General features: G+C 38.1%; 27 protein-coding genes and 1 other annotated feature. Of the genes, 3 read left to right on the forward strand and 24 right to left on the reverse strand.

The features are described 5' to 3' along the window. Positions 1 to 73: 73 nt before the first annotated feature. From DIZ30_RS00345 to DIZ30_RS00390, 10 genes are all read right to left on the reverse strand, one after another. Positions 74 to 292 carry a restriction endonuclease subunit S gene (locus tag DIZ30_RS00345; protein ID WP_002392002.1) on the reverse strand — a complete coding sequence of 73 codons (219 nt, stop codon included), beginning with the start codon at positions 290 to 292 and terminating at the stop codon, positions 74 to 76. Continuing rightward, positions 285 to 1,877 carry a type I restriction-modification system subunit M gene (locus tag DIZ30_RS00350; RefSeq protein ID WP_078131146.1) on the reverse strand — a complete coding sequence of 531 codons (1,593 nt, stop codon included), beginning with the start codon at positions 1,875 to 1,877 and terminating at the stop codon, positions 285 to 287. Before DIZ30_RS00350 ends, DIZ30_RS00345 begins: the two co-directional genes overlap by 8 nt. A gap of 508 nt (positions 1,878 to 2,385) precedes the next feature. After that, positions 2,386 to 3,168, reverse strand: coding sequence for a hypothetical protein (locus tag DIZ30_RS00355; protein WP_002317770.1), 783 nt, complete (start codon positions 3,166 to 3,168; stop codon positions 2,386 to 2,388). A gap of 64 nt (positions 3,169 to 3,232) precedes the next feature. After that, entirely contained in the window at positions 3,233 to 4,069 is an 837-nt protein-coding gene (locus tag DIZ30_RS00360; protein ID WP_002298387.1) for a PRD domain-containing protein, read from the reverse strand. Between the two features lie 17 nt (positions 4,070 to 4,086). Next, the gene (locus tag DIZ30_RS00365) at positions 4,087 to 5,496 is read right to left on the reverse strand and encodes a glycoside hydrolase family 1 protein (protein WP_002298389.1); all 1,410 of its coding nucleotides are present in this window, start codon (positions 5,494 to 5,496) and stop codon (positions 4,087 to 4,089) included. 13 nt (positions 5,497 to 5,509) lie between these two features. Continuing rightward, positions 5,510 to 7,333, reverse strand: a complete 1,824-nt coding sequence (locus DIZ30_RS00370) for a beta-glucoside-specific PTS transporter subunit IIABC (protein WP_002298390.1) — start codon at positions 7,331 to 7,333, stop codon at positions 5,510 to 5,512. A 279-nt stretch (positions 7,334 to 7,612) separates the two neighbouring features. Further along, a complete protein-coding gene (locus tag DIZ30_RS13580; protein ID WP_002298392.1) occupies positions 7,613 to 7,840 on the reverse strand; it encodes a hypothetical protein in 228 nt (75 codons plus the stop codon). A 335-nt stretch (positions 7,841 to 8,175) separates the two neighbouring features. Continuing rightward, positions 8,176 to 8,502, reverse strand: a complete 327-nt coding sequence (locus DIZ30_RS00380) for a hypothetical protein (RefSeq protein ID WP_002298394.1) — start codon at positions 8,500 to 8,502, stop codon at positions 8,176 to 8,178. Between the two features lie 45 nt (positions 8,503 to 8,547). Beyond that, positions 8,548 to 8,910 (reverse strand): zinc ribbon domain-containing protein, encoded by a 363-nt coding sequence (locus DIZ30_RS00385; protein WP_002298396.1) that lies wholly within the window; start codon positions 8,908 to 8,910, stop codon positions 8,548 to 8,550. 36 nt (positions 8,911 to 8,946) lie between these two features. Further along, a complete protein-coding gene (locus DIZ30_RS00390; protein ID WP_002298398.1) occupies positions 8,947 to 9,162 on the reverse strand; it encodes a helix-turn-helix transcriptional regulator in 216 nt (71 codons plus the stop codon). A 126-nt stretch (positions 9,163 to 9,288) separates the two neighbouring features. On the opposite strand from DIZ30_RS00390, the gene DIZ30_RS00395 reads away from it, so the two are divergent. Continuing rightward, positions 9,289 to 9,624 carry a helix-turn-helix domain-containing protein gene (locus DIZ30_RS00395; protein WP_002301912.1) on the forward strand — a complete coding sequence of 112 codons (336 nt, stop codon included), beginning with the start codon at positions 9,289 to 9,291 and terminating at the stop codon, positions 9,622 to 9,624. 75 nt (positions 9,625 to 9,699) lie between these two features. Here the strand turns inward: DIZ30_RS00395 and DIZ30_RS00400 are convergent, their stop codons facing one another. Both DIZ30_RS00400 and DIZ30_RS00405 read right to left on the reverse strand, forming a co-directional pair. Next, the gene (locus tag DIZ30_RS00400) at positions 9,700 to 11,697 is read right to left on the reverse strand and encodes a hypothetical protein (protein ID WP_002380578.1); all 1,998 of its coding nucleotides are present in this window, start codon (positions 11,695 to 11,697) and stop codon (positions 9,700 to 9,702) included. A 97-nt stretch (positions 11,698 to 11,794) separates the two neighbouring features. Then, positions 11,795 to 12,070: a helix-turn-helix domain-containing protein gene (locus DIZ30_RS00405; RefSeq protein ID WP_002287723.1), complete on the reverse strand. Its 276-nt coding sequence runs from the start codon at positions 12,068 to 12,070 to the stop codon at positions 11,795 to 11,797. 236 nt (positions 12,071 to 12,306) lie between these two features. Here DIZ30_RS00405 and DIZ30_RS00415 point away from each other — a divergent pair, with 236 nt between their 5' ends. After that, positions 12,307 to 13,041 (forward strand): helix-turn-helix transcriptional regulator, encoded by a 735-nt coding sequence (locus DIZ30_RS00415; protein ID WP_002287709.1) that lies wholly within the window; start codon positions 12,307 to 12,309, stop codon positions 13,039 to 13,041. A gap of 38 nt (positions 13,042 to 13,079) precedes the next feature. After that, entirely contained in the window at positions 13,080 to 14,222 is a 1,143-nt protein-coding gene (locus DIZ30_RS00420) for a site-specific integrase (RefSeq protein WP_109023036.1), read from the forward strand. A 94-nt stretch (positions 14,223 to 14,316) separates the two neighbouring features. Here the strand turns inward: DIZ30_RS00420 and sufB are convergent, their stop codons facing one another. The 12 genes from sufB to DIZ30_RS00485 all read right to left on the reverse strand — a co-directional run bounded on the left by sufB (position 14,317) and on the right by DIZ30_RS00485 (position 25,576). Continuing rightward, a complete protein-coding gene (gene sufB / locus DIZ30_RS00425) occupies positions 14,317 to 15,708 on the reverse strand; it encodes a Fe-S cluster assembly protein SufB (protein ID WP_002287686.1) in 1,392 nt (463 codons plus the stop codon). A gap of 4 nt (positions 15,709 to 15,712) precedes the next feature. Beyond that, the gene (gene sufU, locus DIZ30_RS00430) at positions 15,713 to 16,183 is read right to left on the reverse strand and encodes a Fe-S cluster assembly sulfur transfer protein SufU (RefSeq protein WP_002287684.1); all 471 of its coding nucleotides are present in this window, start codon (positions 16,181 to 16,183) and stop codon (positions 15,713 to 15,715) included. Further along, a complete protein-coding gene (locus DIZ30_RS00435; protein WP_002325111.1) occupies positions 16,170 to 17,405 on the reverse strand; it encodes a cysteine desulfurase in 1,236 nt (411 codons plus the stop codon). Before DIZ30_RS00435 ends, sufU begins: the two co-directional genes overlap by 14 nt. After that, entirely contained in the window at positions 17,402 to 18,688 is a 1,287-nt protein-coding gene (gene sufD, locus DIZ30_RS00440; protein ID WP_002287681.1) for a Fe-S cluster assembly protein SufD, read from the reverse strand. Before sufD ends, DIZ30_RS00435 begins: the two co-directional genes overlap by 4 nt. A gap of 12 nt (positions 18,689 to 18,700) precedes the next feature. Beyond that, the gene (sufC, locus tag DIZ30_RS00445; RefSeq protein WP_002287679.1) at positions 18,701 to 19,474 is read right to left on the reverse strand and encodes a Fe-S cluster assembly ATPase SufC; all 774 of its coding nucleotides are present in this window, start codon (positions 19,472 to 19,474) and stop codon (positions 18,701 to 18,703) included. Between the two features lie 196 nt (positions 19,475 to 19,670). Beyond that, entirely contained in the window at positions 19,671 to 20,519 is an 849-nt protein-coding gene (locus tag DIZ30_RS00450; RefSeq protein WP_002287678.1) for a MetQ/NlpA family ABC transporter substrate-binding protein, read from the reverse strand. A gap of 23 nt (positions 20,520 to 20,542) precedes the next feature. Then, entirely contained in the window at positions 20,543 to 21,229 is a 687-nt protein-coding gene (locus tag DIZ30_RS00455) for a methionine ABC transporter permease (protein ID WP_002287674.1), read from the reverse strand. Further along, positions 21,222 to 22,256, reverse strand: a complete 1,035-nt coding sequence (locus DIZ30_RS00460) for a methionine ABC transporter ATP-binding protein (protein WP_002304234.1) — start codon at positions 22,254 to 22,256, stop codon at positions 21,222 to 21,224. The genes DIZ30_RS00455 and DIZ30_RS00460 overlap by 8 nt, the downstream gene beginning before the upstream one ends. A 62-nt stretch (positions 22,257 to 22,318) precedes the next feature. Continuing rightward, positions 22,319 to 22,575 (reverse strand) — a binding site (T-box leader). 75 nt (positions 22,576 to 22,650) lie between these two features. After that, on the reverse strand, positions 22,651 to 22,989 hold the full coding sequence (locus DIZ30_RS00465; RefSeq protein ID WP_002291179.1) for a glycine cleavage system protein H: 339 nt from the start codon (positions 22,987 to 22,989) through the stop codon (positions 22,651 to 22,653). A gap of 1 nt (position 22,990) precedes the next feature. Next, a complete protein-coding gene (locus DIZ30_RS00470; RefSeq protein WP_002295166.1) occupies positions 22,991 to 23,347 on the reverse strand; it encodes an arsenate reductase family protein in 357 nt (118 codons plus the stop codon). Between the two features lie 5 nt (positions 23,348 to 23,352). After that, positions 23,353 to 24,540, reverse strand: a complete 1,188-nt coding sequence (locus tag DIZ30_RS00475) for an FtsW/RodA/SpoVE family cell cycle protein (RefSeq protein ID WP_002291183.1) — start codon at positions 24,538 to 24,540, stop codon at positions 23,353 to 23,355. A gap of 190 nt (positions 24,541 to 24,730) precedes the next feature. Continuing rightward, positions 24,731 to 25,576, reverse strand: coding sequence for a LysR family transcriptional regulator (locus tag DIZ30_RS00485; protein ID WP_002291186.1), 846 nt, complete (start codon positions 25,574 to 25,576; stop codon positions 24,731 to 24,733). Positions 25,577 to 25,766: the final 190 nt, after the last annotated feature.

Genomic DNA, 25,766 nt, shown 5'->3' on the forward strand with positions numbered 1-25,766 from the left:
CTGTACTGAAATCAAGGTATTATTGGGAATCCCAGCTTAAATCATAGATACCGTAAGGGATTTTATTCTTTATTTAAAACTTTGCAACAGAACCACCATTGAATATATAATCATCGACATAATCGATAATTCCCGTAGCACCATAATAAGGGTATTTACCTGAAATACGAAGATCTGAATCGATAGGAACACGTTTCCCGTCGAATGATTCAGTCAATTCCCCCAACTTCCGCTCTTCCCAATCCTCTGTAAATCCTGGGAAACGGATTTCTGGTCGTGTATCATTACTCATGCTTAAACACCTCCAGCGCACCTTGTAACCACGCTTCATTTTCAGGTGTTGTTTGCAGGGAAGAGATAGCTTCTAAAAGTTCTTTTTCTAGCACTTGCTGTTCTTGTCGTATCTTCTTGATGTCATTTCCGACATGAACCATATCAATTGGTTCTTCTTCTTCGAAAGTATCTACATAGCGTGGGATATTTAAGTTATAGTCATTTTCTTTGATTTCATCAAAGGTTGCCAAATGAGCGTATTTCTCGACATCTTTTCTTTCAGCGTAGGTTTCGAGGATTTTTTGAATGTTTTCTTCCGATAGTTTATTTTGATTTTTCCCTTTAACAAATTCACGACTAGCATCAATGAATAATACATCTCGAGTTTGACGATTCTTCTTCAACACAATCACCGTCGTTGGAATCGATGTCCCAAAGAACAAGTTCGCAGGCATACCGATCACAGCATAAATACTGCCATCTTCTAGTAATTTTTGACGGATGACCCCTTCTGCAGCGCCACGGAATAAAACTCCGTGTGGTAAGACGATGGCCATGGTACCTGTTTCCTTCAAATGATAGAACCCATGAAGAAGAAACGCAAAATCTGCTTTGGATTTTGGCGCTAATTTCCCATAACGATTAAACCGAGAATCATCTAAGAAAGTCGTATCTGCTGACCAATTAGCCGAATAAGGTGGGTTCATTACTACTGCATCAAATGTGTAAGGTTCATCTGTTGGCCAGTCCTTATTCAACGTATCCCCATTGCGGAGATTCATTTCTTCGGCGTCGACACCATGTAAAATCAAGTTCATTTTTGCTAGATTGTATGTCGTTGTATTTAGTTCTTGCCCATGATATTTAACGTTATCTGGGTGTGTTAAGTAGTTACGTACGTTTAACATCAATGAACCTGAACCCATCGTTGGATCAAAAACACTAAAGAATCGTCGTTCCTTTTGATCGAGCGTTACGATTTGCGCCATCATATCAGAAACCATATGAGGTGTGTAAAATTCTCCGGCTTTCTTCCCTGCTTCTGAAGCAAATTGACTGATCAGAAACTCATACGCATCCCCGATCACGTCCCCATCGTGTTCTAAAACATCTACATCATTCAATTTCTTGATGACTTCGGTAATCGTCACATTTCGTTGTTGCTCATCTGTTCCTAGTTTTTTTGATTGGAGATCCACATCATCAAATAACCCATTAAATTGATTGTAGGTAGATGCCAATTGCACAAAGGCTTTGTTTAGATCGTTCAATTGGAACGTTGCTTGTTTTGCTTGATCCGCTAAGACGTTGAAAAGATACTCTGGTGCAATTGCATATCCCAAAATATCAACGATTGTGGCAATCAGATCTTCTTTTGATTCTTCATCTGAAAGTAATTCACGATACAACATTGTTTGTTTGCTTACTGTGTCATATTCCTCTAAGGATTCATCTGCTAAAAGAACCACTTGTTCCAACAATCGATCGGATAAATATTTATAGAAAATCAGTCCCAATAAATAATTTTTATATTCTGACGCATCCATTTTACTACGGAGATTATCTGCCGCACTAAATAATTTTTGATTTAATTCTGCACCCAAAAAGATACACTCCTATCTCTTATTTAAAGTTGCTATATACCCTCTTATTTTAGCATACTCCCTTTTAGAAAAAGCAAAAAAAAAAGAAAGAAACTTATTCTTGCTAATAAACTACGCGAAAGGAGTCTAACGTTGTTTGATATAACTTAGACTGATCGTTAACTTATTTTTTATATTTCTACATAGTTATCTTTAGAACCATTTCAGATACATATGAAACAATTACATATGATTTTTTCATAAAAAAACAGTACTGTCTAGTAGTATAAAATATACAAATTTCTTAAAAATTTTTTCACTAAAATCACTACCTGAAACAGTCTAAAACACTTATATATCAACGTTTAATGAAACTATCTCCGTTTCATTTCAGATACAAATAAATATAGTCGGGCTCCAAATCCGAAAAAAAATACCCCCAGTAGCTTATCCTAAGCTACTGGAGATGTATAAGTACGGTCATATAACAACGGGGTAGGGTAAATAAATGAAAAAGATGGAAGAATCATTATTCAATAACTTTTTTAAATACTTCGTTGTAATCAGTTACCTGTCCGTTCTTAAATACCACAGAATAATCTTTTTTCCCATTTTCAAGTAACCGAAGTGGAATGTCTTTACCAACTTGCTCTGTCACTGCATTACTGATACCTGTTAGATTAGCTAATAAATCTGATAAAGATTGAGCATCTGTAGAAATCTCTGTATCAGTATTTATCGTGATTCCTTTATCTTCATTTACAAGCTTCCAAGTAGGTGGTATAGCTGTGTATGTTTCGATGAATGAATCAATTCTTTCATCTATCGTCTTCCCAGTATCTACTTCTGTCTCATTACTCTTAGATGAATCGATTCTTTCATCCATCGTCTGCTCCGTAACTGCTTCTGTCTCATTATTCTCACCGGAAACTCTCTTCACACCCAAACTTATATATTGTCCATCTTTAGTGTGCATAGTTAAAATTCCCACGCTTTTACTAATAAATTCACTATAACCAGTTCTTTCAATAGAGACTTCAATGTATTTCACACTATCATACTCAAAAGAAAAATAGACATGTAAAAGCATTTTGTTGTTTACATCTACATAATAATCCTTTGACTCTACTTGAGACCTTCCTATACGGAATACAGCTTTACTGTCTGATATCTCTATACCAGCATCCTTATTATTAATCTGCCAATCTCCAAGTAGCTCTTCTGGCAAGCTAGTAGTTTCTTGTGAACACTTTACCACTTCACTGGTAGAGGTCGAAACATTCACCTCCGCACTGTTAGAAGAATTTTCCAAGGAATCAGGAGCCTTAGCACAACCAACAAGTCTTTATATATTGTGCAGCCGATATTTTCTTCATTCAGTACACCCTTGAAATATGCAGTGTTAGATAAAGCAGTTCGTCCTGATTTGCTGAGGCACCCATCTCTTCTTGAACGTACTCCTTGATTTTCAAGGCCGCCCGATACTCTTTCGGAAAACGCTGCTTCACTGAAGCCAGCAAAAAATCATCCTTCTCCGGCAACTCTTCCTTCTTAATCATTCGGGCAATAAAAAACTGTAAATGCGTCACAAATCTTAAGTAAAGCATCGAATCTTTATCAACCTTTTTTTCGGGAAACAGATATCCTAGCATAGCCAAGATATCCTTTAGTGCTCTTACCGAGAGCATGGTTTCTTCCATATTTGCTTGTTCACTTTGGGCATTTACAATGTGAAACGCAATGTTTCCAGCCTCCTCTTCTGGCAACTGAACATTCATTTTTTTGTTGATCAATTGGATAGCATAGCAGCCGATCTCAAATTCTTTTGGGTAATACTTTTGAATTTCAATCAGCAGGCGATTTTGAAAAACAATGCCTTTTTGACTGCGTTCAATGGCATGCTTCAAGTGATCAACCAAGGTAAAAAATAGACTTTTATTCAGCTTAAAGTCAAACTTGGCGTTGGCATAATCGATAATTCGCTTGACGCAAATAATTAGATCATCCGGAGCAGCCTCAAACAGTTTAATGTAATCCTTTTTTAGAGCATCAGAAAGTGAATCTAATTTAAATACTTTTTGGATTTTGTCAGCCGGAACCAAATCGCCTTTCTTTAGTTGAAATCCAATCCCTTTCCCCATCAAAATTACTTCTTTGCCTTGCTTATCTAAGCAAAGAATTAAACTGTTGTTTAACGTTTTAATTACTCTCATTAGATTCACCGTTCTCTCTAAGCTAAGCCATTTCTTGCGATTACTTTTTGATACCAAAAGAAGCTTTCTTTTTTTATTCGTTTTAATTCTTTAAGATTCTCATCGGTTCGGTCAACATATATAAAACCATAACGCTTATTGAAGCCTTGATGGGTACTAACAACATCAATCGCTGACCAAGGTAAATAACCAAAAACATCTACACCATCTGTTAAAGCTGCTTGAATAGCCAGAATATGTTTGGCTAGATAATCAATTCGATCCTGGTCATTAATTCGTCTATCTTCCTCAACTATGTCGGGTGCCCCATAGCCATTTTCAGTAATTAAAATAGGTAAATCATAGCGATCGTACAATTTCCTCAATGTTAATCGTAGTCCAGTAGGGTCAACTACCCAGCCATATGGCGTTTTATCTACATAAGGATTTTCAGCTGCCCGGTAGACACCTTCTTCTCCCAACATGATCTGTTGATCCCCCGCTCTAGCGGAAACATCTGATCCGTCATTTTTGCTGGCAGCGATGGTGGCAGTTGAATAATAATTAATCGCAATAAAATCGGGTTTACCGGAGGATAAAATTGCCTGATCCTCTGCCTCAATTTTAGGATATAATCCACGATCATTCAAATAGTTTTCAAACAAATAATTGTATTTTCCCCGAACTGCTACATCTAAGAAAGACCAGCCTCTCAATGTTTCCCAATTATGGGCTGCAATTGCATCTTCTGGACTGGAGGTAGCTTGATACATAGCCGTTAAATTGATTGCTGGACCGATTTTTCCTTTAAGATTCAACTGATGATACAAGTGAATTACTCTAGCTTGAGCTAATAAAACATGGTGATTAATTTGAAAGAGTTCTTTTTTTGAAGGCAGCTCTCCACTTGGTGGCAAACCAATCGCTCCAGGATGAAGGATCATCGTGTTTTGCTCATTAATTGTCAGCCAATAGTTCACCTTGTCACCATACTCAGTAAGCAATACCTGTACATAGTCCACAAAATAATCGATAGTTGCTCGATTTAACCAACCGCCCTGCTCCTCTAGAAAATAAGGTAAATCGAAATGGTACATGGTGACAATCGGTTCGATTCCCTGATTCAGGCATTCATCAATTACTTGATGATAAAAAGAAATTCCCTTTTGATTGGTTTTATTATTTTCAATATCCATAATTCGCGTCCAAGCGATGGAAAAGCGAAAAGCTTTTAAGCCTAATTCTTTAAACAGCTGTATATCTTCTTTATAGTGATGGTAAAAATCCGAGGCAACTTCAAAATTAGCTACCCCTTCTGTATGCTGATACTTGTCAATAATAGACGGTTGTTTCCCATCCTCCTGATAGGCACCCTCTGCCTGGTAGGCACTAATGGAGGCACCCCATAAAAACTTCTCTGGAAATGCTGAAAGCTGTTTGTATTGCACAAAAATCCTCTCCTTAACTAATTTGCATCAATGGTTCGTGTTCCTTTAAGCTTCCGCTTGCTTCACTAATTCCTGCGTAATTTTCACTGTTGGTCACTACCACAATCACTGTATCATCGTAGCCAGCGTTTCTAATGGCAGCGAAATCGGCGTTGATTAATAATTGTCCTGCTGACACCTGATCTCCTGCTTTTACAAATACTTCAAAGGGTTCCCCTTTTAAATTCACGGTGTCGATCCCCACATGGATCAATAATTCAATACCTTCTTTAGAACGTAGACCAATCGCATGTTTAGATTCTAAAATAGTAATGACTTCTCCCTCAACAGGTGAATAAATGCTGTTTTCTTCTGGATGAATGGCTACGCCCTTTCCCAATAGTCCCTTAGAAAAGACAGCATCGTTCACTTCAGAAATAGGACACACGGTTCCTTTTACCGGATTTTCAACAATGACTGCTTCGGCTATTGCCGTTTGCTCTGATTCATCAGAAGTATCGTCAAATCCAATTAGATAAGCAATGATAAAGGTTGCAACAAAGGCGATTACACACGTAATAATTGCGTGAACAATATTCATTGGATTTTCTCCAATAAAGGCTGGTAAGGCTGCTAAGCCAGGGGAAACAAAGGCATATCTGACTAAACCGCTCAAGCCAGCATACAAACCAGCAATTGCACCACCAATCATGGAAGCAACTAATGGTTTTTTCAGCTTCAAGGTTACTCCATAGAGTGAAGGCTCAGTAATTCCCATTAAAGCAGTGATCCCAGTGGACACAGCTAGCTGCTTCAACTCTTTGTTTTTAGTTTTCGCGGCTACAGCAAAGGTAGCACCTGATTGAGCAATATTAGAAGCCAGCATTCCTGGCCCATTGATCATTTCAGAACCCGTACTGCTCAATTGCATAGTAGCGATTGGCGTCATTGCCCAAGCTGTACCCGTAACCACCAAAAATGGCTGCAAACCACCCATCAAAAATGGAATTAACCAAGCTGCTTTGCCGTTAATCCATTCAGCCCCCATTGCTATAAGATCGTTCAGCAACGTTCCAAACGGTCCAATGACAACCAACGCTAAAGGCCCCATAATTAAAAATACCAGCATCGGCTTAGTAAAGAATTTAATAAACGAAGGCGAAATTCGATCCGCAAAGGGCTCTACATAGGACATGATCCAAACAGTAAAGATAATCGGTAAAACTGATCCCGCATAATCTGCAGCTAATACCGGAATTCCTAGAAAAGAAACGGCATCGCCAGTAGAAAAAAGCTGTGAAATATTTGGATGAAGCAAAATGCCAGCAACAGTAATCGCCAAAATTGGGTTGACATCAAACTTTATGGCTGCCCCATAGGCTAATAGTACTGGCATAAAATAAAAGGCTGCATCAGCAATAGTATTCAAAATGATGTAAGTTTGACTACTGTCTGATAGTACACCAGTCAAAGTCAAGACGGCCAAAATGGCTTTTACCATCCCGGCACCTGTTATAGCTGGAATCATCGGTGTAAAGGTGGTAGAAATGACACTAATCAATCTTGAAATAATACTTTCTTGATTGTCTGAAGAGGGGCCCTTTTTAATTGAAGTTCCCACTTCCTTTTGAATTTCCTTGAAGGCTGTTTGGACTTCATTGCCAATCACCACTTGGTATTGTCCACCGCTATCCACCACACTAATTACACCAAGTGTTTTTTCTAAGGCTTTCGTATCGGCTTTCCTTTTATCTTTGAGTTCAAAACGCAGTCTGGTGGCACAATGGGTTAAGCTGACCACATTTTCTTTTCCCCCAACCTGTTGCAATACATTTCTTCCTACTTCTCTGTAATCCATTATTCTCTCTCCTTAAAGCAGTAAAAAAGACCAAGTCAAACCACGCCCCAATCAACATTGAAGTGTTAGTTTGTCTTGGTCTTGCCTGCATAATCAGTAACATGCCAATAACGTTATTTTGCTGTAATCCAATAATAGCACATTATGATAGCGCAATCAACAGGGAATTTAATTTTTTATCTTTTCGTTTGACCGTATAGGGTAATATAACAGTTAGATCACATCAACTAGGGTATATCTGCGTATACTTACTGCTAAAATAAGTATATCTAATATTAACTATACCAGTAAAACCATTCCTACATAACCAGCGGGAAATTCCCAAAATCGTGAAAGCATCAAAAATGCATATAACGGATCACACAACTTCAACAATTCTGCTCTTGGGAAAAATTGATGAATTTGGTGAGTAAAGGATGGAATAAACAGCATTCCAACAATATAGGCAACAATAGTGATACTTGTTTTTTTGGTAAAAATCAGTAAGCAATAGCCAATTTCAATCATTCCGAGATATAAAGGTATCGATAGAATGATTTGGGCTAGTATTCTTAAAAATTAACTAGCAAATGTTTAAACTGATTTATTTCTAATCTACATGTAGTAAGTATTTCAATTCCACCAATTATCAATAAAAATACCAAACATATCCATAATAATTTTTTCTTTTTCATTTCTTTTATATTGTTATAACAGTGAATAACATAAAAATTCCCGACAATCATTGTAATATTTTTTTGTCACCTGTATTAGTATTTAATTTATAGGAAACTATAAAAACTCCCTAGTGAATTTACACCTTTGGGAGTTCCTGTTTGGACGGTATGCATAATACATTTAAATCAATTTAACATTAACACCTCAGCATATGGTATCTCCACATATATACGGTCTTTCTTTGGATAGTACTCAATATTTATGTTGATAGCACTTCCATTGTCTAATATAGCTTTAGCCCGGTATGTGTTATCTCCATTTTCATGAGTAATCGTCACATCATCACATGATCGATTTAAGTTGTACTGTTCTTGTAAAATCTGTGTTACCAATGGTTTTGATGACTTCTCTAATCCAGATGTACCTGTCATTTTTGAAAAAATAATACCTATAATAGCCAAGACAACAATACCTATAATGACAAACTTCTTGTTCATATTTACTTTATTCAACTTTTTATCTCCTATCTCCAAAATAATTTGCTCTTATCCCTCTTATCAGTACATTGACATCCCTAAAAGTACACCAAAGATTGCTCCAGCTACCCCTGCTATCATCAAAATCGTACCCATTTTCTCATCTTTTTCTCGATATAAGTAGCCCATAATAACAGCAACAGCACCAAATACAACAGGAATAAATGCTAACGATACTACCATAGAAATCCAACCAATAATCAAATACAGCTTCCCTGTCTCTTGTCCATGTACGATTTGTTCCTTCATTTCATTAATTGTCTGCTCAGTACTTTTCTTTACTGTGTCTGTTCCGGTTGTCTCATCTGTTTCTTGTAGTGCTCCACAAAACTGGCAATACTTACTTTCATCTGTTATTTCTTTGCCACATTTTCTACAATACATGTCTTCTCCTCCTAAAATCATTCAATTGCTTATTAGTTAACTGTTTACTTTATTAAATACATCAGAAAACAGCTCATTCATTGGTACACTTAATATCTCAGAAAGCATCTTCATTTGATAGGGTTTAGGAATCGTTCTCCCTGTTTGCCACGAACTTACACATTGCTGTGTAACATTCATTTTTTTTGCTAACTCCGTTTGAGAAAGTCCTTTTTCTTTTCTGTATCGGCTGAGATTACTTACTTTTTTCATGATTCTCCCCTCCTGTTTTATTATATACAACAATATGATGTATTTCAACTCATAAAATATAAAAAACTTCAAATACCATTACAAATACAACAACTTGTTGTACTATACTGAGATGGGGGTGTATTAATGAAACAGAAACAATATGCAAAGGTCATTAGAGAAAAGCGAAAAGCTCTCGGGTGGACACAAAAAGAATTAGCTGAAAAAATCTTCTCTACACAACAGGCAGTAGCAAGATGGGAAAATTCTGTAACAGAGCCTAACCTCGATAGCTTAACAGCTCTTTCTAGAGCCCTAGGAACCCCTGTAAGCCATTTTCTAGACAATGTTGTCGTAGATTATGAGGAAGAGTTTTTGGCTCTCTATCGTTCTCTTAGCACTGAAGATGCAGTTCGAACAATTGACTATATGAAGCTATTAAAAAGGCAAGAAAATGAACGCAATCAGCTATTGAAAGATTGAAAAATAAATAACCCACCGAACTTTAACGGTGGGTGTATTGAGATGAAATAAGATTAAGAGCTATGGATAACCTGTCTAGTTTAATACAATTGGGTCTTTTCTCTTCCTTACTCTCCGTCCATCATCTCTTGTTACACTTGTAAATTGATAAAGAGGAACTAATTCAACTCCTGATAATATCAATTCTTTTATTACTTCATTTATCCCTGCTCCTTTTGCTAGGTAGACTAAAAAACTACTACTTGCTTTCACATTGTATAGTCTCTTAATATCCTTAGAAGCTCGTTCAAGAGTGAATCCTTGTTTAACAAAGTAGCCTCTGTTTTCTTTTAAAGCATTTTCCACGCTGTTATTCCCAACATTACGTAGACGTTCACAAACAGTGTTAGTAAGTTCTTTCTCTGTCATTATATATGTTCCTTGCCACGATAAGCCCTGTAAAACTTCATGTGCCTCATCTAGAATCAATTGTTTTTCCTTGCTAAGTTCTGATCGGGAATTTTGCGGGAATACTTTTTTAGCCTCTTCCTCGCTAAAGCACATCTTAACCCAAGCATAAGAAAAATGTTGATATATAAAGTGGTATTTTTCCAGTGAGGGCATAATATTTTCAGTCAATTCTTGAATCACAGAAGTTGCATTAAAGGCATTTAGTCGATAGACATTGCTTCTCTTATAACTAGAGTTCCCACCTTTTTCACGTAACGCTTTATCTTTCTTTTGCTTATTCAGATACTCGAGCATATCCATAGGGATATCATCGTCATCTAGTTTTTTTATCAAACCTATAAAAGTCATAAATGATAATAACTTATTCCATTTACCTACTGAGGAAACACTCTCTTCACCATAGTAAAAAGACATTTTTTTAGCTAGTTGTTCTCCCGACATAATACAAGTCACGCTTCCTTTACTGTAGTCAAGAAACTGAACATCCAAAAGCAAGGTATCATAGACACGTCGCATTTCCTCTAGATAATTCTTTATTGTCCTGAAAAGCTTGTCTTCCATAGATTCAAGAGTGTCAAAAAGTACTTTTGATTCCTCTTTCAATTTTCGAAAATGTGTAGGATACAGGTCTAGGTTCTCTAATAGCCAATTAAAGGCTTCTACCCGACTATCTTTCTTTAGAATTAACATCACAACCCCAATAAAATCTACACTGACACCACAATTACTAGAATGACAATGAAAAATGGAATGACCACTTTTCCCGGTAAAAATACTAGCAGAGGGATTATGGTCGTCGTGAAACAGACATCTTAAGTTTTTACTTGACTTAAGTAATTTGTTCATATCAATGGTTAACAATCTTTCATAAATCTCATTAAAAGACATGTCGGAGGGATCAAATAAGCAATCTTTAAACCACTGTTGCATTTCTTCCCTGTCTTCATTCTTTATTAACTTAACAAAATCGGTTTCATTTGCTACGTCATAATGTCTTCCTAAATTGTTCTGACAATTTTTAGAACTTGTCACGGTGAAGTCAATCGGATACTCAGCAATATCTAATGTGTTGGCTTCATTAATTATTATCACTGCATCTGACTTATACCCCCCAAAAAACATTCTATTCGAAGCCTTTACATTGTCATCACACCCAGGTATGTTCTTTTTCAAGTATTCGTAAACAGCAACCATTTTACTATGATCAGTAATGGCTTCTTTTAGAATAAAGACAATTTTGAATTTTTCTAGATGTTCAGAGTACCGGATGCTTTTTTGTATCGCAAACGCAAAGTTACGAACTAAATTGATAGATAAAGCCTTTTCTATGCTTAAGTATCTACTATCATCTTTACTCAAATCTACTACATTATTATTCTCATCTTTAACAGTGTTATCGACATCCAGAATAATTACTCTAGTTTCTACAAAGTCCTCATCTTTGTTACTTTTATTCTTTGTCTTGCTTGGAATAAAAGATAGTGATGAATTTAGTATCTCTACAAATTCATCTCTTGTAACTTCTCTATAGTTATCTAAACATCTTTCTCTTATATCAGTTTTTTCTTTTTTTGTAACTGGCTTCTCTAATAGTTTTTCTTGATCTACATAAATATTAATCATTGGTATTTCCTCCTTATAAAATTCTGTTAAAGACTAAAACATACAGATAATAAAAACAAACTCTTTATTACTATATGTTTTAGTCTTATTTGTTTACTCAACCTTTATACCGTTCCATGAAACTATCAATATCAGATTTTTTGAATCTAATGACCGTATCAATTTTTATAACAGGTAACCCGTATTGAGAAACATATTTTCTAATCGTTCCTACTGATACACCTAGATATTCACTTGCCTGCTGATAGTCCATATACTCTAGAGTAACACCAGAAATAATGTCTTCTAGCATAGGCTTTAGCACTGTAATTATCTCTTTCACTTGTTGTTCAACTTGTATAGAAACAATGCTATCAATGATTTGTAGAGACATATTTCCCCCTCCTTTCGTGATTACTTGAACAAATTTTCTAAGAATCATCTTCGTATTATTTGCTCAAAATAAAAGTATTTTGTTGTTATTAACCGATTAATCAAATAAAAAATGATTATCAGTTCATCGACATACACATAATACCTCGATATAAAAGGGGTGTTGATATGTTGTGTAAATTTATTTACAACACCCCCTTTTTTTGAGGTATACTAATTTTAGGAGGTGTGGTCAATATGATAAAGCGTCCACCAATAAATTATTTAGAACGAAAAAAGATACTCGGAACAAAAATAAAAGCTATAAGAAAGAGTAAAAAATTAACACAACCAGCATTTGGTCTTATGATTAACAATGGTCAATTGATTGACAAAAAAACTATCTACGAATGGGAGAAGGGAACCTATTTACCAATACCAGAGCGATTATCCCGAATTGCTGATTTGGGAAATATGAGTATAGAAGAGTTAGTTTGTGGCAATGTAGAAGAATATATTTTGGGAATTATTCTTTATAGAGATAGCATTGTACTAGATGGTATAACATTTCCAGATAAAAACCTGTTCCAGCATCTTCGTCAACAGTTCCCGCCAGTACACTCTAATTTAGATACATGGCTAGATAGATATTCCAAATTAGAACCAGAGATGCAAGAATTTATTGCTAACAAGACTTGTAATAAAGTTAAAAATGAAAAAATTAGTCTTTTCAATATCTTAAAAATAGAAGAATTATTCATCAATGCTATTGTAGAAGAATTTGACAATAACATTCTTTTCCTCACTAGCAGTATAGAAGAACTACTAGAAAGAATGGTAGATGAATGGCTACCTATTCAATTGAAAGACATGTCTTATCCCGAAGAAGCTGTGAGAGAAATTACTGATAATATAAACAAGCTAGAACAAACGATTTCATCAATTGGGAAAAAATACACTAAGAAAAAAATGAAGGGAGGTGATACCATCTAGTGGTAAGTACTCCTTGTAAACTAAGAGGAGATGATTTCATGGCAAAAATATCAAAGTACAAAAAGAAAAACGGTCAAGTGGCGTGGATGTATAAAGGACACATTGCCACCGATCCACGAACTGGTGAAAAAATAAATACTACGAGAAGAGGTTTTAGTAGCAAACAAGAAGCTCAAAAAGATTATGACGAGTACAGACATCAAATATTATACGGTGTTAAAAAGAAAGCACCTGATATGACATTTGAAGACCTGTATAATGAATGGATAACTCATCAGCGTACCAGTGTTAAAGCTTCAACAATCGCAATCTCAGTAAGATACGCAAATAATCAAGTACTTCCAGCATTTGGTAAGCTTAAACTATCGAATATCTCTGTCCCATATTGTCAAAAAGTGGTAGATGAATGGCACAGTAAATATGAAAGTTACGATTATATGAGAAAACAGACTGCACAAATTTTACGCTACGGGGTTGCAATGCAATATATTGACAATAATCCTATGGAAAAAACACTTCTTCCACGAAAAAAAGAGTATGAGAAAAATCGTAAATTTTACTCAAAAGAGGAGCTTAATAATTTACTGGATGCTTTTAAAGATTTTGGTAACATGAAACAATACGCCTTCTTCAGATTATTGGCATACACAGGTATGAGAAAGAGTGAAGTACTCGCTTTACAGTGGAAAGACATAGACACGTTTAATAAAGAACTACATGTCAATAAAACTCTTGCTGTAGATGAATTTGGTAAAGTTATAATTCAATCTCCGAAAACAAGAGCTTCTAGACGAGTTATCTCTTTAGATACTGAGACTCTTTCTATCCTCAACAACTGGAAATTACAGCAAAAAGAAGAGTATTTAAAACTTGGATACAATACTAGCTCTAAAGAGCAACATGTTTTTACAACAGTTAAAAACACTCTATACATTCCAAACACTGTTAATGATTGGTTAAGATATATTTTGAAAAAATATAACTTGCCTCGTATTACACCTCATGGGTTTAGACATACACATGCTAGTTTATTATTAGAAGCAGGAGAATCTGTCAAGGTAGTTCAACAACGATTAGGGCATGAAAATAGTAAAGTGACATTAGACATCTATGCACATCTTACAAATAATGCACCTAAGAAAACAGGTCAAGACTTTGCTGATATGATGGCTCATCAGTAAAAGAGCTGGTCAAAATCTGGTCATTTCTAGTATACAGGCAAAACAAAAAAGCTAGAACCCTTATATATCAAGGGTTCTAGCTCCTATAACAGGTTTACCCAACACTGCCTTCCATCTCATAACTGATCAATCGGTTGAGTTCGACTGCATATTCCATTGGAAGTTCTTTGGTGAATGGTTCAACAAAGCCCATGACGATCATTTCAGTTGCTTCAGATTCGGTCAGGCCTCGGCTCATCAGATAGTAGAGTTGTTCTTCTGAGATTTTTGAGACTTTGGCTTCGTGTTCTAAAGAGACTTGGCTGTTGTGGATCTCATTGAATGGGATCGTATCGGATTTCGACCATTCGTCCATGATGATCGTGTCACATTCGATATGAGAGATCGAACCCGCACTGTTTTTGGCAAAGGTTACTTGTCCTCGATAGTTTACTTCTCCGCCGTCTTTTGAAATTGATTTAGAGACGATAGAGCTAGATGTATTTGGTGCATTATGGATCATTTTTGCACCCGTATCTTGGATTTGGTTTGCTCCTGCAAAGGCGATGGAGAGCATGGTGCCTCGTGCACCTTTTCCATCTAAGTAAACACTTGGGTATTTCATCGTTGTTTTTGCACCTAAGTTTCCGTCGATCCATTCAACGGTTGCGCCTTCGTATGCTTTTGCTCGTTTGGTTACTAAGTTGTACACATTGTCTGACCAGTTTTGGATCGTGGTGTAACGGCAATACGCATCTTTTCTTGTAAAGATTTCTACGATGGCAGCATGCAGACTATTACTTGAATAAGTAGGTGCCGTACAACCTTCGACATAGTGGATGCTTGCTCCTTCGTCAACAATGATCAGCGTACGTTCGAATTGCCCCGTGTTTTCCGCATTGATCCGGAAGTACGTTTGTAATGGAACATCGACTTTGACGCCTTTTGGCACGTAAATAAAGGTGCCACCTGACCATACGGCTGAATTCAGCGCTGCTAATTTGTTGTCGGTTGGCGGTACAAGTTTTGAAAAGTACTCTTTGAATAATTCAGGGTATTCTTTCAAAGCAGAGTCAGTGTCAGTAAAGACGATTCCTAACTTTTCGAATTCATCTTTCATATTATGGTACACGACTTCTGATTCATATTGTGCGGAAGCACCGGCTAGATAAGCTCGTTCAGCTTCTGGTATACCAATCTTTTCAAATGTATCTTTGATTTTTTCTGGTACGTCTTCCCAGTCACGAGCGGGTTTGTCACTTGGTTTTTGGTAATATTTGATGGCATCGAAATCGATGTCTGAAAGGTCGGGCCCCCATGTTTGCATTGGCATTTTATTGAATGTTTCTAGAGATTTCAGACGGAATTCAAGCATCCATTCTGGTTCGCCTTTGATTCTTGACATCTCACGGATCACTTCTTCTGTCAAGCCTTCTCCTGTACTGAAAACCGGTTCGACATCATCGTGAAACCCGAATTTATATTCTTCTAATTCTGGTACGCCCATGTTCTCACTCCTCTTCCTTGTGGTAATGATGGAAAGCTGCGGTACCATCGTTTTCCATTGCTTTTCCTAGTGCTTTCCAGGCAAGTGTCGCACATTTGATCCGAGCGGGAAATTTAGCTACACCACCAAGCATAGCAGCATCGCCTAATTGGTCGGGATCTTTGACTTCTTTTCCTTGGACAAGCTGTAGAAAGTCTACAGTTAAATGTTCTGCTTCTTCTATTGATTTTCCAATGACGGCATCTGTCATCATCGAGGCACTTGCTGTACTGATGGAACAGCCGCTGCCGTCAAAGGCGATATTTTTGATGATTCCATCTTTTACATCAACTTGCAATTCGATCACATCTCCACATGTGGGGTTGTTCAATTCGATCTTGCTTGTCGAGTCAGTCAAGCTTCCACGATGATGTGGATGGGAAGAATGATCCAAGATCACTTGACGGTATAAATTGTCTAATTTAGATAGTCCCATGTTGGAAAAACTCCTTTGTTGCCATGATTGCTTCAACTAAACGGTCGGCGTCTTGCGTTGTGTTGTAGAAATAAAAGCTGGCGCGAGCAGTCGCTGATACTTCAAGGTACTTCAATAGCGGTTGCGCACAATGATGACCTGCTCTAACGGCTACCCCTTCCATGTCTAAAGCTGTCGCGACATCATGGGGATGTAACCCATCCAAATTGAACGCAATGACTCCTGTCCGAAAATTCGGGTCTTGCGGACCATAAACAGTCAATCCATCGATTGCTTGTAATTTTGGCAACACATAAGCGGCTAGTTCTTCTTCATATCGATGGATATTGTCCATGCCGAGTTCTTGCAAATAATCGATTGCATGACCTAATGCGATAGCGCCAGCGATATTTGGTGTCCCTGCTTCGAATTTCCAAGGTAGTTCTTTCCATGTACTGTCGTATAATTCGACAAAATCGATCATTTCGCCACCAAATTCAACAGGTTCCATTTCTTCTAACCATTTTCGTTTACCATATAAAACACCGATACCTGTTGGTCCGCACATTTTGTGTCCGCTGAAAGCAAAGAAATCACAGTCTAGTGCTTGAACATCAATGGTCATGTGCGGGGCAGATTGAGCACCATCTACTACGATGACCCCGCCGTTTTCATGGACAAGTTCAGCTAATTCTTGAACAGGATTGATGACACCTAAGACATTGGATACATGAGCAATGGAGACGATTTTGGTTTTGTCCGTAATCTTTTTCGCTGCATCCTCCATATCCAGGAAGCCTTCTTCTGTTAGTTCGATATATTTCAAGACAGCACCTGTTCGTTTTGCCAACTGCTGCCACGGGATAACATTAGAATGATGTTCCATGTAAGAGAGCACTATCTCGTCTCCTGCTTTGATATAGCGGTCGCCGAAGCTTCTGGCTACCCAATTCAAGCTTGTCGTCGTACCACGAGTAAACAGCACTTCTGCTGTTTCTTTTGCATGGATGAACGCCCGTACTTTTTCTCTTGCTTGTTCATAATCATGGGTCGCGCGTTCTGCTAACGTATGGACACCGCGATGAACATTGGCGTTATCGTGTTCGTAATAGTGCGCTAATGCCTGGAGTACTTGTTTTGGCTTTTGGGTCGTCGCTGCATTATCCAGATAAACTAAAGGTTCATCATTGACGTCTTGAAATAAGATAGGAAAATCATTGCGTAGCTTTTTAGCATCGATCATCCATTCAACTTCCCTTCGATTACTTCGACTAATTCTTTCCGAACTTGTTCTACAGGGATTGCTGTTAAGACAGAACCGAGGAATCCTCGAATCACTAAGCGCTCTGCTTCTTCTTTATGCAATCCTCGACTCATCAGATAGTACATTTCTTCTGGATCAACTCGTCCTACACTGGCAGCATGTCCAGCAGTTACTTCGTTTTCATCGATCAAAAGAATAGGATTCGCATCACCACGTGCTTTATCAGAAAGCATCAAGACACGACTTTCTTGTTGGGCATCTGCACCTTTTGCCCCTTTCAAGATGTGGCCGATACCATTAAAGGTCAATGTTCCTTTTTCTCGGATCACTCCGTGTTGCAAAATATGCCCGATCGTATGAGGGGCTTTATTGGTTACTCGCGTATCGATTCCTTGGATTTGTCTGCCCGAGCTGATTGCCACGATTTTGACTTCTGCGTGTGCACCTTCTCCTGCTAAATCTGAGTCAAAGTCAGCGATCACATGACCGTCATTCATGACACCAATTGCCCAGTCGACAGAAGCATCTCGTAAAATGTGCCCACGGCGATTCATATAAGAAGTAATATTTTCTCCTAATTGATCTACGGCTGAATATTTGATTTTTGAACCAGCTTTAGCGATGACTTCCACGATGATATTACCTGATGATTTTGCTACTTGTTCTTTGGTTGTCTGGAAACGTTCCAGATAAGAAAATTCACTATGTTCATCTGCCACGATCAACACATGCTTGAAGAAGTGCTCATCGGATGCGCCATCTTGAATGAATAAGGACTCGAGTGGTTCATCGATCACGACATTTTTAGGCACATACAGGAAAATACCGCTGTTCATAAAAGCTACATGGAGTGCAGTCAATTGGTCTTCGTTCATGTTTACTGCTTTTTTCATATAATATTCTTGGACTAGTTCTGGATATTCGATCATTGCAGTGAACAAGTCGGTAAAAATGACTCCTTTTTCTGCTAATTCCACAGGCAGTTGTTCAAAAATCGTCCATGAACCTTGTTGGACAAGCACAGGATTGTCTTTCATTGCATCAAATGCCGGAATCGTGCCTGTTTCACTGATGGTTTGTGTTTCTTTCACATCAAATAACGACCAGCGATGGAATTTCACCCGATCGATATGCGGCAATGGCAGTTCATCTGCTTTCGCTAGTGCGTCTTGACGGAAGGTTCTCATCCAATCAGGTTCGCCTTTACTTAAAGAAAAATCATTTACCGCGTCAAGATAATCGAGCCAGTTTTTTTCTTTCATTCTTGCTCCCCCTTACGCTTCTTCTTCTTTATAGTCGATTCCTAATTCTTTACTGATACCAGCGTAGCCTTCTGCTTCCAGACGTTTAGCTAGGTCAGCATTCCCTGTCATGACTACTCGGCCTTCCATCATGATGTGAACGACATCAGGTGTGATATAGTTCAATAATCGTTGATAGTGGGTGATGATCAATGCACCGAAATTGTCTCCGCGCATTTCATTTACTCCTTTAGCAACGACTTTCAAAGCATCGATATCCAGACCTGAATCGATTTCGTCTAAAATTGCAAATGTTGGTTCTAACATCAACAATTGCAGGATCTCATTCCGTTTCTTTTCTCCGCCAGAAAAACCTTCGTTCAGATAACGTTCAGCCATTTCTTCTGGCATATTTAGTAAAGCCATTTTTTCATCTAACTTTTTCAAAAATGCCATAACAGAAATTTTGTCGTTTTCATCACGTTTCGCATTGATCGCTGCACGCATGAATTCCGCATTCGTGATACCTGGTATCTCACTTGGATATTGCATAGCTAAAAATAAGCCAAGTCGCGCACGTTCATCTACTTCCAAGTCTAAAACATTTTTCCCGTCAAACAAAATTTCGCCTTCTGTTACTTCATAGTTTGGATTGCCCATGATAGCGGCAGATAAGGTAGATTTTCCTGTGCCGTTAGGTCCCATGATGGCATGGATTTCTCCGGTTTTCATTGTTAGGTTTACGCCTTTAAGGATTTCTTTTTCCTCGATCGACACATGTAGATTTTTTATTTCTAAGACAGACATGCATTATACCCCCAAATTATCTTTCGTTCTCACTCATTTTAGACTAATTGAGAATGAAGCGCAATGACCTTCCTTACTAAAATCAAATATCTTTTATTTATTATTAAACAATTTTGATTTCTAAATTAGAATAGGTATAAAAAAGATGAGAAATAAGCCATTACAGACTTATTTCTCATCTTTTTTGTTCCATACCTTATTTTGCATCAGCCTTTACTGGTTTAACAGAGCCGCCCCATTTGTCTGTGATCCATTCTTGGACTTCTTTGCGGTGAAGCACTTCAATCAGTTTTTTGATTTTGTCACTGTCTTCATCACCTTTACGAGTCGCAATAATATTCACGTAAGGAGAGTTGTCCTTTTCAAGCAATACGGCATCTTCTAATGGATTCAACCCTGCGCCGTAAGCGAAGTTTGCGTTGATTGCAACTAGGTCACCTTCATCATTTTGGTACGTAGAAGCTAAAAGTGATGGGTCGATCGTATGGTTGAACTTCAAGTTCTTAGGGTTTTCTTCAATATCATCGAATGTTGCTGTTTCCAGATCTACTCCATCTTTGACTTTGACTAAGCCAGCATCTTGTAGAATTGTGATGATGCGTCCCCAGTCTGATTCAGAATTTGAAGTAATGATTGTTGCACCATCTTTTAATTCGGAAACATCTTTGACTTTTTTAGAGTACAAGCCCATTGGTTCGATGTGGACAGCACCGGCATTGACAAAGTCATATCCTTTTTCTTTGATTTCTTTGTTCAAATAAGGAATATGCTGGAAGTAATTGGCATCAATGTCGCCTTCTTCCAAAGATTGGTTCGGTAATACATAGTCATCGAATTTGACGATTTCAAGATCGATTCCTTCATCTTTCAATAATGGTTTCACATGTTCCAAAATCTCTGCGTGCGGTGTCGGTGAAGCGCCGACTTTCAATGTCGTGTCGTCTGCTTTATTTGCTGAATCTTTGCTGTCGCTGTTGTTACCGCATGCTGCTAATCCTACAGTCAGCAAAAGCGCTGCTGCAAATCCAAAAATTTTCTTTTTCATATCCTACATCCCCCTATATCCTATTATCTTTTGTCTGTTTTCTTAGTTAAGAAATCACCGATTCCTTGAACGATAAATACGATTAGTAAAATAATTAAAGTCGCAACGAATGTCACTGTCAGATTACCACGCTGGTAGCCTTCCTGCCAAGCAAGACCTCCAAGTCCACCTGCGCCGATCGCGCCGGCCATCGCAGTAAATCCGATCATCGAGATCGTTGTAACTGTTAATCCAGAAATCAATGCGGGAATACTTTCAGGTATCAAGACCTTCCAGATGATTTCCCAGTAACTTGCTCCCATTGCATCTGCTGCTTCCAGTACACCAGGGCTGACTTCACGAAAAGCAATCTCTACTAGACGGGCATAAAATGGTGCTGCGGATAAAACAAGAGCTGGAATGGCTGCTTGCGCACCTAGCATAGTGCCTACGATTGCTTTAGTAAATGGAATGATCAAAACCATCAGGATCATAAATGGCGTTGACCGGAAAATATTACTGATGATCGATACGATTCCATAAATGATTCGAGCATACGGTTTGTTTTTGCGTCCAATAGAGTAAAGGATCAATCCCAAAACTAATCCGATGATCGTCACTAAGACCATTGAGATTAATGTCATATATAGTGTATCAAGGATAGCCTGATTCATCGTTTCCGGGTTGATTTGTTTAAAATCTAGATATGTTTCTGAAAAGCTTTTATCCACGATGGATCACCTCAATTCCTACTCCTTGTTCTTTGATGAACACTTCTGCTTGATCTAATTCTTTGGTTTCACCAGTCATCAAGACAGTCAATGAACCAAAGGAACCTTCTTTCACTTGTTTGATCTTTCCATACACAACGTTGACATCGATGTTATAGCGTCGAATCGCTTGGGAAATGACTGGCTCGTTGGCATTTCTTTCGCTAAAGGTCAAAGTTGCCAAACGGCCGCTTGGATTTTCTTTGATGAGTTCAGCTAATAGTTCTGTCGAATCAGCTTCTGGTTCGATGTCTTGTTGTACAAAGCGTTTGGTTACTTCTTTTTTCGGTTGTCTGAAGACAGTCAATACGTCTCCTTCTTCTACGACTTTCCCCAACTCCATCACAGCGACTTTGTTGCAGATTTTGCGGATCACATTCATTTCATGTGTGATCAAGACGATGGTCAAATTCAATTTCTTATTGATCGCTAACAATAAGTCTAATACTTCTTCTGTTGTTTGCGGGTCCAATGCGCTAGTAGCCTCATCACAAAGCAGGATCTCAGGATCATTTGCCAATGCTCGTGCGATACCGACGCGTTGTTTCTGTCCGCCGGAAAGTTGTGAAGGATATGCTTGTCCGCGTCCTTCTAACCCGACTAAACGCAACAGTTCTTCTGCCCGTTCTTTACGTTTGCTCTTTGGTACGCCAGCTAATTCCAGCGGCAGCTGGATATTTTCAAGTACAGTTCTTGACCATAACAGGTTGAAATGCTGGAAGATCATACCGATTTTCTTTCGGAATGTACGTAATTCTTTGTTTTTTAATTTTGTAATATCTTGATCGTTTACGATCACTTCGCCGCTCGTGGGAAGCTCAAGTCCATTCAGGAGACGGACTAATGTACTTTTTCCTGCGCCAGAATAGCCGACGATTCCATAAATATCCCCTTTTTCAACGTTTAGTGAAACGTCATTGACGGCTTGGATGTTTCCGTTTTTCCCATTGAATGTCTTTTTGACATTCGTTAGTTGGATTAATGACATGCCATTCACATCTTTCTCTTATGATTTTTCAAACAAAAAAGCCTTCGCCCTCTTGCCTTAAGCAAAAGGACGAAAGCTTGAACTTCCGTGTTACCACCTTGATTTACCGTTACTTCGCAATAACAGCCTCTTCCAGTACTTGGACTTAGCTTCTTTCCGTATACTGTCGCGCTGTAACGGGCACTCCCGTAGTAAGTTTGCTTACGCTCGCTTACTCTGCTCTAAGACCATCTTCCATCTCATTTTCGTTACCCATTTTCAGCAAACAGGGCTCTCTTCAAACGTCCGTGACATGTACTCTTCTTTTCAAAGCTTTCTCGTTTCATATAGGATTGCTTATGATTATAGCAACTGGAAGAATCAGTGTCAACTTTTTTCAAGTGATTTTCTGATTTTATAATTCGTCAAATTCTTTTGGATCAACATCTTTGAAACTTAAGATCCACGCATTCATTTCATCTGAATCATTCAAGATATTGATATCTTCACCGATTTTATCATTAACAGAAGAAACTGTACCCGTTAGCGGGCTGGCAAATTCATTGACCGCTTTTTCCGCTTCAACTTCGATCAGAGGTTCATCTTTTTTTAGCGATTGTCCTGCTTTTGGCAGATTGGCAAACGTGATGTCTCCAAGTTCTTCTTGCGCTTCATTTGTCAAACCAACACAGTATTCTTTTCCATTAAATAAGATCCAAAGGTTGTCCTTTTTCTTCAAATGCTTGCCTGCCATTTTATATCAGTTCTCCTTCATAAATTTTTTCATTGAATCCAATTGCAACAAGCTGGTCCTCTCGTAAGATCAGTGGCCGCTTGATCAGCATACCATCTGTCGATAAGACTTGGCTCGCTTTTGAAGCCGTAAACTCGCCTACTTGATCTTTCAGTCCAAGTTCCCGATATTTCATCCCGCTTGTGTTGAACAGGCGACGGATTGGTACTTGACTCGTTTCTAGCCAAGTCTCAATCGTTGAGGCCTTCGGTACTTCTTTGATCATATCAACAGTTTGATAACTAACGCCATGCTGGTCTAACCACGCTTTGGCTTTTTTGCATGTTGAACATTTCGGGTACCAGTAAAAGGTGTACAATTTTCTTACCTCCTTGAAGATCTTGCAGGTGCTTCATTTTGGTATCTCATCGATAATATCAACCCGATACCGATCATGTTCCCTAAAATCGAAGATCCTCCCTGACTAATGAAAGGCAATGGGATCCCTGTTAAAGGAAGTAATCCGATATTTGCTCCAATATTCTCAAAGACATGGAACAGCAGCATCATGATCAAACCGCTTGCGATATAGGCGTAAAATTCATTATTCGTATCGAAACACACCCGAATCATACGATAGATTAAAATAAAATACAAGAAAATGACGAATGCACCACCGATAAAGCCGAAGTTTTCACCGATAACGGTAAAAATCATATCGGACTCACGAACAGGCACATAAATATTGCTTACGTTGAATCCTTTACCAAACAAGCCACCGGTACCAATTGCCAAAAGTCCTTGGGCCGGCTGATAACTCATTCCTGACGTATCATGGAAAGGGTCCAGCCATGAATCAATACGTGCAAACTGATAAGATTTGAAGCCAACTTTGTAAAGCAAGTCTCTTCCGCCTTCAGTCGTAACCAAGAAGATCGTTCCTGCTCCAACGACTACTGCCAAGATTACTACAGGTGCGATGATGCGCCAAGAGATTCCAGACATCAAGAAAATCCCGCCAAAGATCGCAAGAAAGACAAGCATCGTTCCAAAGTCATCTTGGGCCATGATCAATGCTAAAACCGGTATTGTCACGATCAAGAGCTTCCCAATCAGCCAAAAGTCCGATTTCATCGTCCGTTCTTTTACTTGCGTATTATGTTTAGTTACGATCAGTGCCATCATCAAGATGTACGCAATCTTCATCAACTCTGCTGGCTGGAAAGTAAACGCACCGAATCGAAACCAGTTTTTAGACCCTGTTGAAGCAGCTAAATTCTGATCATAGAATTTGAGCAAGAGTCCCATTACCACTAACCCCAAACCATAAAGGTAAGGAGTCAGTTTCCAGATCCATTTGGAATTCAAATGCATGATGACAACGATTGCTGCCGCTCCAACTAAATACCAGACAACTTGCATCCCTACGCCTTTCAAGACTGCTGGATTGTTCGGATCATGGCTAAGTGCTACATATAATGAGAGCAGACCAATCAAACATAACAGAAAGACTGGTAAAATCACGCCATAATCAATACGATTATCGTTCGAAGCTTTTAATTTTTTTTCCATGTTTCATCCCTTTTCTTAAAAACCATACTGCTGATTATTATAGCGGTCCAGTTAGATAATGGAAAGTCTTTCCATAGACATTTGGGAAAAATTAACTTTCCGTTTGTGCAGTTGCTTGAGCAAATGCAGTACAAAAGCCTACTGCTTATCTTTAGTGTATCATAGAACTTTTTTTGATACATGCAATTATCTACCAGCTGAGATTCTCCTCGCTGTGAGAAGTTTCTGTGCTTTCATTGTATCGAAGGATCTCTTCGGCAATCTCTAGCAGCTGATCAGAAACCAGATTGGTTCGTTGGATGAAATAAAAATATCGATGGAAATTCAACGGAGTCATTGGCACATTTTCTGGAACAGAGCGCTTAGACAAAATCGAGCGACCGATTCCTTCCTTCAGCAACGCAACAATTACATCGTTACTTTTCACGATCATCTTCTTATCTTGGATATTCATCTCTTCAAAATAACGCTGCGTATAATGAAAAACACCAGAGTTTGCTTCTCTTACAAGCCACAATTTGCTTTTTGGGTCCCCAGCGATGACTAGCTGGTCTTCCATCAAAGAGTATCTTTGTACGCCGGAAGTCTCTAATGGCTTTTCGATAAAACCAAAATCGGATTCATGTTTCGCTACTTGTTCTAATGATTCATGAGAATTCGCGATTTCGATCTCAAAATGCACTTTAGGAAACCTTTTGATCAGATGTTTCATCAACTGAGGCAAAAGATAGACAGCAAAGGTGTGGGAAGCAACGATCCGACATACTTCTTCTTCATTTTGTTCATTGAGCAATTTTTGCTGAGTTTCTTCCCATTCTTCTAACAAAACCAGTGTCCGTTCATATAATAAGTCGGCTTGCTTAGTTGGAAGCATCTCTTTTCTTCCGTTACGTTGAAAAAGATCGATATTCAATTCCCGCTCCAACTGTTTGATTTGATTCGAGACTGCTGGTTGAGATAAAAACAGTACTTCTGCTGCTCTGGAAAAATTTCTTGTTTCATATACTGCTCGAAAAGTCGTTAATAACTTAAACATGGCACCACTTCCATAACTTTTTATGATAATTACTATAAAAACTATTTGATTTAAATATACAAAAAACCATCTATAATAGAAATGTACAACAAAACAGTTGCTGATCCAACTAGTAAATTAGATGAAGACAATCAGCTGTCTGCTTGCTCGTAATCATACATTCCTATTCATTTTACAATGTATTCGTTCA

Origin of the sequence: Enterococcus sp. H57, assembly GCF_003112495.1 — a bacterium.
Lineage (GTDB): Bacteria > Bacillota > Bacilli > Lactobacillales > Enterococcaceae > Enterococcus_B > Enterococcus_B faecium.